At 63.1% G+C, this 15,837-nt stretch carries 8 protein-coding genes and 1 pseudogene; all 9 read right to left on the bottom strand.

Annotated features, from left to right (window positions below):
- Positions 1 to 803 (bottom strand): annotated as a pseudogene (locus ASF84_RS06640) (Ig-like domain-containing protein); the annotation flags it as partial.
- Between the two features lie 1,178 nt (positions 804 to 1,981).
- The gene (locus ASF84_RS06650; RefSeq protein ID WP_056836504.1) at positions 1,982 to 8,488 is read right to left on the bottom strand and encodes a DUF4347 domain-containing protein; all 6,507 of its coding nucleotides are present in this window, start codon (positions 8,486 to 8,488) and stop codon (positions 1,982 to 1,984) included.
- A gap of 90 nt (positions 8,489 to 8,578) precedes the next feature.
- Entirely contained in the window at positions 8,579 to 9,217 is a 639-nt protein-coding gene (locus ASF84_RS06655) for a phage tail protein (protein WP_056836506.1), read from the bottom strand.
- Between the two features lie 47 nt (positions 9,218 to 9,264).
- Positions 9,265 to 9,609, bottom strand: a complete 345-nt coding sequence (locus ASF84_RS28995; protein ID WP_156684165.1) for a hypothetical protein — start codon at positions 9,607 to 9,609, stop codon at positions 9,265 to 9,267.
- Entirely contained in the window at positions 9,606 to 10,106 is a 501-nt protein-coding gene (locus tag ASF84_RS06665; protein ID WP_442963028.1) for a GNAT family N-acetyltransferase, read from the bottom strand. The genes ASF84_RS28995 and ASF84_RS06665 overlap by 4 nt, the downstream gene beginning before the upstream one ends.
- 118 nt (positions 10,107 to 10,224) lie before the next feature.
- On the bottom strand, positions 10,225 to 12,324 hold the full coding sequence (locus ASF84_RS06670; protein ID WP_177339452.1) for an efflux RND transporter periplasmic adaptor subunit: 2,100 nt from the start codon (positions 12,322 to 12,324) through the stop codon (positions 10,225 to 10,227).
- On the bottom strand, positions 12,321 to 13,640 hold the full coding sequence (locus tag ASF84_RS06675; protein WP_056836510.1) for an efflux RND transporter periplasmic adaptor subunit: 1,320 nt from the start codon (positions 13,638 to 13,640) through the stop codon (positions 12,321 to 12,323). Before ASF84_RS06675 ends, ASF84_RS06670 begins: the two co-directional genes overlap by 4 nt.
- Positions 13,637 to 14,398 (bottom strand): efflux RND transporter periplasmic adaptor subunit, encoded by a 762-nt coding sequence (locus tag ASF84_RS06680; protein ID WP_442963029.1) that lies wholly within the window; start codon positions 14,396 to 14,398, stop codon positions 13,637 to 13,639. Before ASF84_RS06680 ends, ASF84_RS06675 begins: the two co-directional genes overlap by 4 nt.
- A 227-nt stretch (positions 14,399 to 14,625) precedes the next feature.
- A complete protein-coding gene (locus ASF84_RS06685; RefSeq protein WP_082481398.1) occupies positions 14,626 to 15,807 on the bottom strand; it encodes a sensor histidine kinase in 1,182 nt (393 codons plus the stop codon).
- Positions 15,808 to 15,837: the final 30 nt, after the last annotated feature.

Consider the following 15,837-nt stretch of genomic DNA (forward strand, 5'->3'; position numbering starts at 1 on the left):
AACACCAGCGCCGCACTGCCGCTGCCGGAAACATACGTGGCGTAACGGGTCACCCCGCCCACGTCCAGCACCAGCCGGGGCGCCAGTGCGCCGGTTTGCACGGCTTCGCTGGCATTGACAGTGAAGTTCAGCGTGTCGCCGGTTTTATAGCTGCCATCGGCCGGGGGCGTCACACTGACCACCACCGGTACTACACCGTCGATGGTGACGTTGGCAGTGCTGGCAACATTGTTCAGGGTAAGCTGGGTGTCGTTGCCAACGCTGTCGCGCAGCGTGCCGCCGTTGAGCTGTATCGAACCGCCCAACACAATACCGTTGCTGTCCAGTTGGCCAATAGTGGCGGTCAGGCGGAATATCAGGGCGCTGCTTCCGGAGCCGGATACATAGCTGGCGTATACGGTGCCGCCGGTGTCCAGGGTCACGGCGAGGCGCGGCACGCCACCGGTGGCATCGACCACCATGGTCTCGCTGAAATTGACCGTAAAATCCAGGTTCTGCCCCGCCACATAAGTACCGTTGGCTGGCACCGTCACTTGGGTGACTGCGGGTGCGACGCGGTCAATGCTGTAGCTGGCGCCGATCAGGCCGCCACTGATGGCGTTGCCGGCAGCGTCGATAATTCCGGTACCACTGCTATCAAGGTCCAGGCGCAAACTGCCGACGCCGCTGACGGTATCAACCCGCACGGTATAGGTCCGCGCATCCACCTGGGTCACACTGGCAATGCTGCCGGACGCAGTGCCGGTCAGGGCCAGGCTGAAGTCCGAGGCCCCGACGCCGCTGACGTTCTCGCTGAAGCTCACCGTGAAGCTGACCGTACCGCTGTTGGTCGGGGTCGAATCGACCCGAACGATGCTGCTTGCAGTCGGCGCCGTGGTATCCACCAACACACCGGCGGCGCTGCCCAGGCCATTGAGGTTCAGGGTCCAGGCCGCTGGCGGCGGTGTCGCCCGCCTGCACGGTGTACTGGAACACCAGCGCGCCACTGGTGGCGCCCGAGACATAACTGGCATAGCGGGTCGCACTGCCCATGGTCAAGACCAGCCGCGGCGTACCGGTGGTGGTATCGACCACCACCCCTTCGCTGGTGTTGAYCGTGAAGCTCAGGACGTCGCCGGCGTTGTAACTGCCGTCGGCCGGCAGGCCGACCGAACCCACCACCGGCACGATCGCGTCGACCAGCACGCCCGYGGTGCTGCCCAGGCCATTGAGCGTGGTGTTGACATCATTACCGACGCTGTCGCGCAGGGTCGCGCCATTAAGCTGCAGGTTGTTGCCGACGCTGATGCCGTTGGTGTCCAKCTGGCCACTGGCAACGGTCAGGCGAAACACCAGGGCATCGGTCCCGGCCCCGGACAGGTAGCTGGCATACACCGTACCGCCCGTGCCCAGCGTRATTGCCAGGCGTGGCGTACCGCCGGTGGTATCGAGCAGCACGGCCTCGTCCAGGTTGACGGTGAAATCAAGGGCCTGCCCGGCCACATAGGTGCCATCGGCCGGGACATCGACACGGGTGACACTCGGTGCCACGCGGTCGATGACATAGCCGGTGCCGATCAGGCCGCCGGTKATGGCATTGCCGGCAGCGTCAACAATGCCGGTGCCGCTGGCTTTCAGGTCCAGGCGCAAACTGCCGACGCCGCTGACGGTATCGACCCGCACGGTGTAGGTCCGCGCATCCACCTGGGTCACACTGGCAATGCTGCCGGACGCGTTGCCRGTCAGGCTCAGGCTGAAGTCCGARRCYCCGACGCCGCTGACGTTCTCGCTGAAGCTCACCGTGAAGCTGACCGCACCACTGTTGGTCGGGCTGGTATCGACCCGCACGATGCCACTGGCCGAAGGTGCCGTGGTGTCGACCAGCACGCCAGCGGTGCTGCCGACGCTGTTGAGTGTCAGGTTCAGGTCGTTGCCGGCCACGTCGGTCAGCGCGTCACCGCGCAGGTCAAGACTGTTCACCGCGATGCCGTTGCTGTCGGTATCACCGGCCTGCACCACGTACTGGAACACCAGCGCCGCACTGCCGCTGCCGGAAACATACGTGGCGTAACGGGTCACCCCGCCCACGTCCAGCACCAGCCGGGGCGCCAGTGCGCCGGTTTGCAAACACCAGCGCCGCACTGCCGCTGCCGGAAACATACGTGGCGTAACGGGTCACCCCGCCCACGTCCAGCACCAGCCGGGGCGCCAGTGCGCCGGTTTGCATGGCTTCGCTGGCATTGACAGTGAAGCTCAGCGTGTCACCGGTCTTGTAGCTGCCATCGGCCGGGGGCGTCACACTGACCACCACCGGTACTGCACCGTCGATGGTGACGTTGGCAGTGCTGGCAACATTGTTCAGGGTAAGCTGGGTGTCGTTGCCGGCCGTGTCGCGGATGCTGCCGCCATTGAGCAGCAGCGCGCCACCCAGCACGATACCGTTGCTGTCCAGTTGGCCACTGGCAGCGGTCAGGCGGAATACCAGCGCATTGGAGCCAGCGCCGGACACATAGCTGGCGTATACGGTGCCGCCGGTGTCCAGAGTCACGGCGAGGCGCGGGGTGCCGCCGGCGGTATTGACCTGCACCGTTTCACTGAAGCTGATCGTGAAATCGAGGTTCTGGCCGGTGATATAGGTGCCATCGACCGGCGCGGCGACGCTGCTGATGCTCGGCACCACACCATCGATAACGATAGCTTTCTGGCCTGCGATCGAATCGCTGCCGCCCAGGGTCGGCAGGACCAGCGCGGCGTTGTCGTTGCTCACGCTCTTGATCGTCGCGCCATTCAGTTGCAGGGCCATGGTGCTGGCGTAGTCGAGGTCGGCACTCACATCACCGGCCTGCACCGTATAGGCGAACGTCAGGGTATTGCTGCCAGAGCCGCTGACATAAGTCGCCAGGCGGTCGGTCAGCCCGGTTTCCAGCAACAGGCTCGGGATACCGCCGGCGACATCGACGGCCATGTCGAAGGTCACCGTGACATCCAGCGTCTCGCCTGCTTTGTAGGCGCCGTCCGCTTGCACAACGCTGACATGGGTCACGGTCGGGTTCAGCGGTGCGACGGTGATGGCGATGGCATCGGTATCGGTCCTGGTAACACCGCTGCCGCTGTTGCCATTGTCGCTGCTCACGATTTGCAGCGACGCAGCGCCGTTGTAGCCCGCCGCCGGGGTAAATGTAAGGCCATCAAGGGCCGCGTTGACATCGGCCAGCGAACCGCTGAACCAGACACTGGTGTCGTTCGTACCCGAGCCGACTGTCAGGGTCAGGTTGGCCAAGGTCGCCAGAGTGATGCGGCCATTGGTTGCAGCGAGGGAGACAGCGATCTGATTGCTGCCCACGTCCACGTCACTAACCACAATGGCATTGTTGTTGGCCGTACTGAAGGTCAGCACGCTGTCTTGCGGCACGCTCTGGCTGACCGGCACGCTGTTGACCGGCGCATCGTTCACCGCACTGACAAGCAGGCTCACGTTCTTGCTGTCGGTCTGTGCAGAACCGCCGGTGTTGCCGTTGTCGTTGATCGACACGGTCAGCGTGACGGTACTGGTGTTGTCGAGCGCGGTCTGGAAACTGACGCTGGAGGCAGCAATAAAGGCGTTGATATCGCTCAGCGACCCCGACAACGACAGCGCGCCGGTGCCCGAGCCCAGTACTGTGACACCGCTGCCCGAGGTGGCGGTCAACGTACCGCTGGGCACCGAAAAGGTCGCCGTGACAGAAGCGCTACCGGCATCGACATCGCTGAAGCTGATACCGGTCAGCGCGCCCGGCACATCCTCGGTAACGCTGATACTGGCAGGTACTGTGACCACCGGCGCATCGTTCACCGGATTGACGCTGAGGGTCATGCTGGTGCTGTCGGTGCTGGCGCTGGCGGTATCGACGCGGATGGTCAGCGTCTCGTCGGCCGTAGCGTTGGCCACCGTGGTGTAGGTCAGTCCGTTGTTGGCAATGAAGGTGTTGATGTTGGTGAGCGTACCGGTCAGGGTCAGCGCGCTGGACGTACCGCCCACGGTCACGCCGCTGCCGCTGGTGGCGGCGAGGCTGCCAGCGCCGACACTCAGGGTCACGGTACCGCTGCTGGAGTCGACATCGCTGAGGCTGATCTGGTTGATGGCCGAAGCCACGTCCTCGACCACCTGGGTACTCGATGCCGCCGTGATGACCGGCGAGTCGTCGACCGCCGTGAGGGTAAGGCTGCGGGTGACGGCGGCAGCACTGGCACCCCCGCCATCGGTGACCACGAATTCGAGGGTACGGGTCGTGGTCGTCGGGCTGTCTGACAGATTGGTGTAGGTGACGGAGCGCAGCGCCGCCTGCCACTGCGCCTGGCTTGCCAGGTTGCCGGCGGAGCTCAGGTTCAGGATGCCGGTGGTAGCGTTCCACGAGCCGATGATATTGCCCATGGTCGCCGTATCGGACACCAGCGCCAGTACATCCTGACTGTTGCTGTAGTTACCCGAAACACGCACGGTGGCCGAGGCAATGCCCGGGCCGTCGGCATCGCTGAGGGTCAGGCCGCTGTCGATGACCACCGGGGTCGAGGTGACGTTGTTGCCTTCGGTCCAGGCCACGCTGCCGCCCGTGCCGGTGAGAGTCGGCGCATCGTTGACCGCCGTCACGACCACGCTGGCGGTGTCGGTCGCAGTGGAAAAGGGCGTGGCAGCGCCAGAAGTGGTGACGTTGATCTTGGCGCCCTGGAGGCCGCTGGTGGCACCGCTCTGGTCCCAGGCCTTGTAGGTGATGGTCGCGATTTCACCGTTGATGCCGTCCGGAATGAAGCGGACACGGTCGCTCGAACGCAGCATCAGTGCGCTGGTGGTGGCGACGGTATCGACATTGCTCCAGGTGCTCCCCCCGTTGGTGGAGTACTGCCACGTGCCATAAGTGGACGTCAGGCCAGTGATGGCGATGCCCTGCACAGCGCCGGTGTCGACATCGGTGATGCCTGCGGTGAGGGCACTGACCAGGTCGCCGGTGTTGGTGGTGGAGGTATCGGTCAACGCCGAAAGGCTCGGCGCGACCGGGGTCAGCACTGGCGCGTCGTTGACCGAGGTCACCACCAGAGTGGCCTGGGCGGTGCCAGTGGAGAACGCGGTGCTGCCACCATTGGTGGTGGTGTCAACCGTGCTGCGGTTACCGGTGGTGGACGCAGTACCGGTGGTGCGGTCCCAGGCACGGAAGGTAAAGTTGACGTTCTCGCTGTTGGCGCTATCGGGGATATAGCGCACCTGACTGGTGGAGTCCAGCAACAGCGCGGCGCTGCTGGAAACCGTACCGATGTCGGTCCAGTTGCTGCCATCGGTGGAGTACTGCCAGAAGCCGCGACCGCTGGTGGCGGTGACTGCGATACCCGTCTGGGCGCTTGTATCCAGATCGCCATAAGTGACGCTGCCGAGGACGGTGCTGACCAGGTAGCCGTTGGTAGCGGTGTTTTCGTTGATGGACGCCAGCACGAAGGGACCGCCGCTGAGGGTCGGCGCATCGTTGACCGATACCACCGTCACGGTGCTGGCGATTGACACAATGCCGGCGTTACTCCCGCCACTGCTGGTACCGCCGCTATCGCGAACACCGATCAGGATGGCGGTGCGCGAAGCGCCCGTCGGGCTCTCGCTGTCGTTACGGTAAGCCATGCCGTTGACGAGGGTCTGCGCCAGCGCCGTGGAGAGCCCGGCATGGGTGATGCTCACGGTGGCGGTCGTGCTGCTGACAGCCACCGATACGCTCAGGCCGTTGGTGGACGTCGTGACCGAAGTCTGGTCGACCAGGGTCACCGCAGTGCCGTCGATGATCAGCTTTTCCAGGTTGCCATTGCCCAGGTTGCTGACCTGCACATACAGCCCGGTGATGCTCTGCCCTGCTTCGATGGTGCTGATGGCGGCGCCGCTGAACAGCGTGGACCCCGTGCCGTTCTCGGTGAAGGTGGGGTTGGTCGCGGTGGCGGTCAGGGTCGGTGCGTCATTCACCGCCACGACCGAAAGGGTTACCGAGGCTGCGGTACTGGTGCCGCCAGTGCCATCGTTGACCGTGACCTGCACGGTGCGCGTCGAGGGGGTGATGTCGGCGTCGTTGCTGTTGCGGTACGCCAGGCGCTGCAGCAGCGCGCTGACCGCGACGGGAGTCGCCGCACTGTTCAGGCTGATCACCAGCGGGTTACCCAGGGTGCCGCCGGTGTAGGTGCCGATCAGGTCATTGCCATAGGTAATGTTGCTACCGCTGACGTTGATGTTCGTCGCGCCCGCGCCTTGACCCGAGATCCACAGCTCGTCTTCGCTGGTTACGCCGTTGTTGCTGATCGACACGGTGACGTTGCCACCGTTGAAGTTGGCGCTGTCGGTATCGGTGACCGTCGTGTTGGTGCTCGAATCGAGCAACACGCCCGCGCTGCCCTCGGTGTAGCTGACAGCGTCGCCGTTGAGGTTGGTGATCACCGGGGCTGCGTTGCTGGAGGTCACGAAGTTGAGCGCAACGTTGTTCCTGATGCCGGCATAGACCTTGCCGTCGGCATTGGCGAAGGTCTTGTTGTCGATGCGAATCGCGTAGGCCACGCCTTGCGCAAGGTCCGCCGGCGGGTCGATGGTCCAGGTGGTGCCGGAGCCGGTGACCGCGCTGCTGCCCACCGCGATAGTCTGCACCACGGTGTTGTCGCTGGTGCGCACGATGTAGATATTGCCCGTTCCCTTGGTCACCACATCGTTGAAGGTCAGGACGATGTTTGCCGTCGGCGACACGCTCAGGCTGTTGTCAGCGGGCGTGGCGCTGGCCAGTTGCGGCGAGCTGCCGCCCTGAAAGTAAACGCTGCTGAGGGTGGAGGAAGCGACAAAGATGTCCAGGTCGCCATCGCCGTCGAAGTCACCCATCCGGTATTGCTGGTTGCCCATGTCCGCCAGGGTAACGCCGGCGAATGGTGAACTGGTGATAGCCATGTCAGTGAACGTAGTACCGTCGTTCCTGGCATACCGCCAGGCTGATCCATTACCACTGGTCTGGTAGATCACATCAGCGTCACCATCGCCATCGAAATCCCCCAGTACTACCCGGTTGACCGGCGTGACAGGCAGGTTCAGGTTGCCGGCAACAGTGGTAAAGACGCCATTGTCGTTGCGCAGATACTGGAGCTGGGTGTTCTGCAAGGCATACATAAGATCCGAATCGCCATCACCGTCGACATCCGCCACCTTGTAGTTGTAGGCCAGGAAATCAGACAGGGTCACGTTTTTGAACGGTGAGAGAGCGTCGGTACTGAGCACGTCTACAAACGTGCCGTTGCCGTTGTTCAGCTTTACACGCCAGGGCGAGCCGCTAGTGGAGTTGGTCTGGTACAGGAGATCGACGGCGCCATCTGCGTTGAAATCCCCCGCAATTGACCTCACGCCGAAAACGGGGGCATTACCATTCGTGATGTCTTCGGACGTGAAGCTTGATCCGTTATTGCGATAGAGCAGCACTTGCGACCCGCTGACGGCGGCCACCATCAGGTCGGTATCCCCGTCACCGTCGAAGTCGGCGGCGTGGTAGTTGGAACCGCCGGTTGCCGCATCGAGCAGGGTTACACCAGCAAAGGGCGAGGTGGCCTGGCTCACGACGCTGAAGGTGCCGTCGGCATTGCCCAGTGCCAGATTCCATGGTGCATTCGCACCGGAGCCCTGGTAAAGGATGTCGGCGCGGCCGTCATTGTTGAAGTCACCGACCACCGAGCGCATGAGGTTGTTGCCAGAAGCCAGAAGTGGCGCAGTAGCGCTGGTGCCGCCAGTGTAGTTCTGTGCCATCAGGCTGTCGTAGCCGGACACACTCAGGGCAGCGGTTTCGATGGCGCCGCTGCTGCGTTCCAGAGCCCAGTTACCGCCGAGTGCCGCCGCACCGGTGTCATCGATCGACGCGGCGACATCGGCGCCGGTGATCGCAGCCAGTTGGTCCAGGAAAGCCTGGCCTTTCTCGCCCTCGCCCACATCGCAGCCGTAGAGCATCAAATCGCCGTCGGCCTTGAGCGCCGAACCGATGCTGACCAGTGCTTCGCTGTGCTCGGCGAGGTTGTTGCTGGCCAGCCAGACGTTGCCCGTTTGCACGGTGCCGTCGGCACCGTGAGACAGCAGGTGAATGGCGTCCAGGCCCTCGCGACCCTTGAGGTAATCGGCCATCTGCTGCAGGCCGTCCTTGCTCGGGTCAAGAATCACCACTTCGGCGGTGCCGGAAAGGCCGGCAAGCAGTTGCGCGGTGTCGTTGACCTGGCCATCGACGAACACCACTTCCTGGCGCTGCGTGCCCTGCTGCTGGCTCGACGTATCGGCTGCGGCCGCTGGGATCTGGCTGGTCTCGTTGCTGGAGGTGCTGACCCGGGCTGCATCGGCAGTGGTCTGCGCTGCAGCCTCCTGGGCAACCACGCCCACGGACGCATCGAACATGATTCGCGGTTCAAGCGCCATCAGCATAGGCGCCTGCCCAGGCTCAACGGGCTGGAGCTGCTGGGCGGACTTGCGCGAGAGTCGTTCGATGAATTTCATGGTGCACCTCGTGGTGTGTCACCGCAGTGCCAAATCCGGCAGTACGGCCAAAAAAGTGGCGGTGCCTGAAGGCACCGCCGGTTGTTGCGGTTAGTCGCGGGTCGGGTAAATGCCTTGGGTCGCAATGACGAAACTCACGGCAAGGTACGGGTTCATGACCGAGATCGGCATGCTGCCACCCGAGGTGCTGATAACGCCGGCGGCGGTGACGGGACCGGCCGAGGTCACCGGCGTGGTCGCCAGATCGACCCGGGGCAGGTCAGCGCCAGTGTTGTCCTTGCCGCTGTGATATGCCGGGTAGTTGGTACCGGCACCATCGTTGACGATACCCAGGCAACCGCCTGCGATCGGCGTGTCGCTGGTGGCAATGGCGTTGACCACCTGGTTGGTGTTGACGCCCGGCAGGCTGGTTGCGTTGGCGGTAATGGCGACCACAGGGTTGTGAATCGGCATGTTTGCGACCAACTGGGTCACGTTTTCGGTACCCGCGGCTTCACCGATATCGTGCATCGAAAGACCTGTACCCTGGCCCCAGCCGATAGGCGAGCGTCCCCGAAAGTCAGGCAGGGCGAAGGTGGTCTGGCCATTGCCGCCATAGACGGTGCCGATCAAGGCAAACAACGCCTGATTCTGCATCAAAGGAAGCTGCTGCCCGTCGCACATCAAAAAACCTCTTGGGGCGTAATTGCTGGCCAGCATTCTGATTTCGCCAATGAATGGATCTGCCATCGAACATGTCCTTTTGTTTATTGAGTTGCGGGGTTGAAATTCCGTTATCAGATCGTTGTGTTGTCCGCGACCTGGCGCTTGTACTGCACGACCGCCTCAAGCACCTGGCGCCCGTCGGGTTCAGGCATCAGCGGCGTCATCATCAATTGCCAGGGCTGATCGCGGCCCGGGCCGAACAGGTTGAACACTCCCTGTACCGGGATCACCCCCAGCGGCAGTACCAGCAGCAGCGAGTAGCATTCGTAATCACGGCTCATCGGCACGCCTTCTCTGAGCTCGAGTACGCCCACCCTCACCCCTTGACCGGGCGCGACCTGAAGCACGAAACCCTGCGTCCCGGCCTCTTTCAGTTCAGCAAAACGGGGCACGCTGTAAACGACTGCGTTACTCATGAAGTTTCCCCTGGTTCAGTACGAGGATCTCGGCGCAGCCGCGTGTAGACCCCGGAGTCGCCATTGACGTGAAAGCCCAGTCGCTCATACAGACGCATTGCAGGATTGTGGTGCTCGACGAACAGATCCACGCCCAGGCCCTGCTCGTCGACCTTGCGTAACTGTTCTTCGATCAGCGCGGTACCGATACCCCGCCCTTGATAGTCAGGGAGCAGGTTGATATCGATAAGGTTGAGGGATGCCTGGCCCCAGAACAGGTAAAGCCGGCCGATGGCCTGGCCTGACTGCTCGACGATGAGGAATTCGCCGTCGGGGTAGTGAGTCTGGTAGTAAGCGTGCTGGATATTGAACTGCTGGCTGAGAAAGGCCGCGATCTGTTCGGCGGGCCAGCCGCTATGGGACATCTCAAAGGCGCGCGAGCCGGCATAAAGGCTTTCGATGAACGCCATATCGTCTGAATGCAAGGCACGGAGTGTCACAGCGTACTTCGACAACATCAAAGCAACTTCCCTGTATGAACGACTTATCCGGTGAATCTTTCTTTGTCACGAACGTCACATGCGATTGCGCGGCAGAATGCCAGCATCGTAGCGCAAGTGTCTGACAATCACATGACTAAAATCCACTTTCCCTGACGCCTAATGCAGCCATTCGTCGCCAGGCAGATCCCAGTAACGACATGGCTTTCCCGTCCAGTACCACAACACCTCTCTGCGGGTGCGACACCTGTTGGGGCGCCACACTTTGAAGCCCGAAACGAACCCCATATTGAGCCTCCAGCGGCTGCGCCCTTTTCTCTTCGTCACGGCGCACGGCAATCGGTCCGTGCTGGTCGGACACCAGCGCCTCCTGATCGATGAAGGCGACGCCATTGGTGTCTACTTCTTCAAGGCTCACCGGCAAGGAATTGCGCAGCACATCATCGGCGACAAAATGCCCGGTGGTGCCCGGCTCGACTCGCCACAAATCTGCCTCAGCCAGATAGCCCCGCAAGCGCAATCCGCCCTCGGCAACCTGGGCCAGCGGCTGCTCGACACTGACCCAGCGTCCTGGCGCCAGATTCTGTGCCAGATCGCGGACCACACCGGCATGCGGCGCACGCAGGCTCAGGCGCTCACGCTGGGCGTCAAGACCACGGTACTCGGCCACAGCCTCCGCCAGGCGCTGTTCCAGGATGCCGCTGTCGGCGGCCGTGGCGCTGCGGCCCGACTGGCGGCGCAGTTGCAATTGCAGAATCTCGATTTCGCGCCGGGTAATGCTCAGGCGCGACTCAAGGTCCGGCGACTCCAGCGTCAGCAGCACCTGATTGTGCGTGACAGGCTGCCCATCCTTGACCCGCACCTCGCGCACCCGCGACGGGGCCGGTGCGTGCAACGCGCTGACGCGTTGCGCTTCAAGCATCGCCGGCACTTCCACCGCGCTGCGCCACGGCACCATCAATATCGTGAGCAACGCCAGCAGCCCGACGCCAAGCAATAGCACCTTACGGGGCTGTGCCTTGTCGCGGTGTTGCCACCAGTGCCCCCACTCGCGCCAGATCGGCAGGCCAATGAACCACACCAGTTCGACCATCATCAGGAAGATGCCGAGCACCTTGAAAAACAGGTGATACACCGCCAGGGCGATACCGAAAAACAGGGCTGCGCGCCAGATCCAGGCGGCATAGCTCCAGCACAGCAGGCGCTTGCGCAGCGCCGGCGACCAGCGCTCCGGTGCCGGCTCGCCGTAGCCGAACAGACGCTCGCGCAGGTGCCAGCGGCCCAGGGCAAAACCCCGGCTTTGCAGGTTGTCGACGCCCCACAGGTCGCTGAGCAGAAAGTAGCCATCAAAGCGCATCAGCGGGTTGACGTTGATGATCACCGTGGTAATCCACGTCGCACTGGCCAGCATGAACGCGGCCGTGCGGCCTGCCCCGTCCGGCAACAACGACCAGGCCAGCAAGGCCATGCAGGCCAGCAACAGCTCGGCCAGCACGCCGCCGGCACCAATCAACAGGCGGGTACGCCGGTCCTGCACACGCCAGGCATCGCTGACGTCGGTGTAGAGCATCGGCAGCAAGACCATGAACGCCACACCCATGCTCGGCACTCGGCAGCCGGCGCGCTTGGCCATGTAGGCATGACCGAATTCGTGGCAGAGCTTGGCAAAACCCAGCGCGATGGCAAAGGCCGCCACGCCCCCCAGGCTGAGCAGATGCGGAAAGGTCGCCAGAAAACGCTCCCAGTCGCGCATGACCAGAAAGATACCCAGCAACAGCACTGTCGGCAGGCCCAAACGCAGCAGGCTCGGACCGAAACGCTCCAGCCACGGCCAGGTGCGATTGAGAAAAGCATCCGGACGCCACAGCGGAATGCGCAAGAACAGGTATTTGTGCAGCACCTGGGTCCATAAGCCCTGGCGCTGGCTGGCCGCCTTGACCTCGTAACCGGCACGTTGCTCGGCATCGCTGGCGCTGATCAGGTCATGCCCGCGCAAGAAACGCAGCAGTTCTTCGATCGCTTGCGGCCCCAGCGGCGCACCGGGCTCGGCATTGGCCGCGTTCAACACCCGCGCCGGGTCGCCCAGCGTCCAATGGCTCAACAGTCGCATGGCCGGCGCGCCCAGCTTGAAGTACTTGCCACGCAGCGGGTCGGCCAGTGTCCATTGCGGCGAACCGTCGAGCCCCGGCGCCCCCGCTGAAAGCTGCAGGTCGGCACGCAGCGCCGGCAATATCACAGGCCCACCGCCTGGCGCAGGGCGGCCAGCGGTCGGCGCAGCAGGTACAGCGCCAACGGCGCCCGCTCACCGAAGACCTTGGCTGTGCCGCGCAAGCCGATCCGCGGCGGGGCCGCCTCGAAGGCTGCATCGAGCCGATAGGCCAGTTGCCCGGCCGCCGTGTTCTGGGCCTGGTACGCGGCACGCTCCAACGTTGCACGATGACGATTCAGCGGATCGCTGTCCAGGAACAGCGCAACTTCAGCGCCCGCCTCCAGGCCGATGGCATCGGCCACCGGCAGTTCGATACGCAGCTCGGCCCGGGACGGGTCAGCGATTTCCAGCAAGCGCTCGCCTGTGCGCACCGGCTTGCCGGTCCAGCGCTGGGCATCGGCGAACACGGCGATGCCGTCACGTTCAGCGCGCACCTCACTGCGCGCCAGCAACTGGCGGGCATAATCACGTTCAGCGCGTTTCTGCTCGACCCGGGCGGCCAGCAGGTCGAGCCGGGCACTGGAGTCGGCATCGGAAAATGCCCGCTGGGTATTGGCCTTCAATTCGGCCTCGGCGACCCCAAGGGTGCGTTCGGCCACATCGGCCTGGGCCTTGAGGCTGGTGGCGTCGAAGCGCACCAGCACCTCCCCGGTCTTTACCAACTGGTTGGGCTTGATCAGAAATTCGGCCACCACCCCATCCAGCGGCGCGGCCACGACCTGGCCATTGAGTGGCACCACTTCGGCGGGTGCCAGCACCGACTGGCGCACCGGTACCAGAAGCACTAGCAACAAGGCCGCGGCCATCGCCCAGCGGGTCCGCCCCGGCCAGCGCAAACGCCACGGTTTGCCCGGCTGCAAGGCACGCCAGGCGTGGCTGTAGCAATCGCCCAACTGCGTCAACAGGGCCTGTTCGGCGCCATTCCAGTCGGTATCACGGGCCAGCCAGAGACCGCCGAACACCTCACCCTCGCGGCTTTTCAGTGGCAGCCAGAAGGCATGAGGGGCCGACAGCGCCTGCCAGTCATCACGACTGGCCTGGTCCAGATCTTCTGGAGGCACCACGCCCGGCAAGGCGAAACGCTCACCGGCCGCCAGGCGCGAGGCAATGCGCTCAATGAACACCACGAACGGCGCGTTCGGCTCGACCGCACTGATGCCAGTCAGGGCGCGTACCTTTCCTGTGATCAGCAAGGCGGCGTGACGGAAGCCGAACAGCGCCTGGCTGTCGTTGACCATGCTGAAAGACAGTACCTCGACCGAAGCGGCCGCACGCGCCTGACGCTCGAGCTTGAGGTAATGGGCAAGAAGCTGTTCAAGGGCGCCTGGGACAGGAGCGTTCACGGCGACTCCGAAAAGTGCGCCGTGCCGCTCATACCGGCCAGCAGGCCCTGAGTGTGGGCCGGTACGCTCGCGATCAACAGCAGCGTCTGGCTGCCCTCGTCGATCCTCGCCCCCAGGCGCTTGACGACGGCGTTGATCGGCGTGCCGGTTTCATCCGGGACGAAACTGAAGGTCTGGTCGGGCTTGAGCTTGCCAAGCCAGCGCGAAGGCACCAACAGATGGATTTCCAGGGAGCGGTTGTCGACGATTTCCAGCAGTGGCGTGCCGCTGGCGACGCTTTCGTGTGCCTGCACGCGTCGCATCACGACCTGGCCATCGAACGGTGCCCTCACCTGGCAGCGCTGGACCTGCACCTGATAGACCTGCGACTCGGCCTGGGCCTGGGCCTGCCGGGCCTCGGCCAGGGTCACCTCGAATTTGCCGACGGAATTGAGCGCTGCCAGTTGCTGTTTGTTGCGCAGCTCTTCACGAGTCGCCCGCACAGCGGCGCCGGAAGCATTGGCCTGAGCCTGATAAGCACTGCAATCGAAACGCACCAGCACATCGCCCTTGCTGAACGATTGCCCTTCGGCGTAAGGCAGCTCCGTCACCCGGCCAGCCAATTCACTGGCCAATACCGCCTGAAAGCGAGCGCGCAGTACGCCGCGAACCTCGCTGGAGGCAGACTTGGCGCCCTCGAGTAGTGGATCACTGTCGCTCGCAGCCTGCGCTGCACCGCTGATCAGGGCCAACACCGCCCACCACACTGCCTGCTTCATTCGCCACATCCCTGTACAAGGTCGGAAATATTCAATCGGGGTATCGACAAGCGTTCAGAGAACCTGAACTCCGTTGGTCAGCCCGGGCAACAGACAAGGACGCCGCCGGCAATGACCTGGGTACGCTGTGAATGGCCTTGCAACAGCCGCGCATGCCAAAGTGGCCGGATGCTATCAATATTTCCGGACGCTCGGTAGTGGCGACTTACCGGTTTGATCACAGCCGCTCAAAGATCAAAGCTGACCTTGCATTCAACCCCGGGGCGAAGGTTGGTGAATATGACCTCGGCGCCAATCTGCCGGGCCAGGGACATGATGATCCGCATGCCCAGAGAGCGGCTTTTCTTGTCTTCGAATCCTTGGGGCAGACCCAGTCCGGCATCGGCGACAATCAAGGTCACATGCCGGTCGCTGCACGCCAGCCTGACGCTGATCAGCCCTGAATCGGCTCCAGGATAAGCGTACTTGAGCGAGTTTATGGCCAGCTCATTGACGATCAGTGCCAGCGGTATGGCCCTGTCCAGGGCCAGGTGCACAGAGGCCAGCGACACATCAAACGCCACCGCAGCAGGTGCCGTGGCCTGAATGCCGCGCATGATTTCCTGAAGGTAGGACGCCGCATCGACCGAGCCGGCCTGATCGGCCTTATAGAGCCGCTCATGCACGGCGGCGATGCTCATGATACGGCGCGATGTATCGAGCAAGGCCTCGCGCGCCACGTCATCGGTGAGCTGACGCTGCTGCAGCTGGATGAGATTGACGATGAGCTGGAGGTTGTTTTTTGTACGATGATTGACTTCTTGCAACAGCATTTCCTGCTGCACCAGAAGCTGCTCTTTTTCCCTGAGCGATTTACGCAACTCCATTTGCGTCATGACCTGAGACGCCAGGATCTTCAAGGCAAAACGCTGATCTTCACGCAGTTCTCTGGGCTTGGTATCCAGGATACACAGGGTGCCAAGCCCAACGCCGTCAGGCGTTTCAAGCAGGCAACCGGCATAGAAGCGCAAGCCGCCGTCGACGCTGACCAGCGGGTTGCAGTTCATGCGCGGGTCATTGCGCAAGTCATCAATCACCGTCAGGCCAGGTTGCAAGAGCACATGCTTGCAGATCGACACATCAAGCGGCGTTTCACGCAGGCCAAGGCCCACTTCGGCCTTGAACCATTGGCGATCGCTGGCGATGAGGTTGACCACCGAAATGGGCGCCTCACAAAGCTGCGCGGCCAGCGCGACCAGTCCATCGAACCCGGCTTCGCGGGGCGAGTCGAGAATGTCGTAAGTATCCAGCGTCCTTAACCGATCCGAGGCGTCCCTTGCGTCGGTGTCCAACGGAGCTGTCATGGAGTATTCCAAAAAAGACTGAAACCAGATGGCTGGCCAAACATGACCCGCCTGTACCGCAGCCATTGGCAGGTGCTGGACAGTAGCTGTAGTGCA

Origin of the sequence: Pseudomonas sp. Leaf127 (assembly GCF_001423155.1) — a bacterium.
Classification (GTDB): domain Bacteria; phylum Pseudomonadota; class Gammaproteobacteria; order Pseudomonadales; family Pseudomonadaceae; genus Aquipseudomonas; species Aquipseudomonas ovata.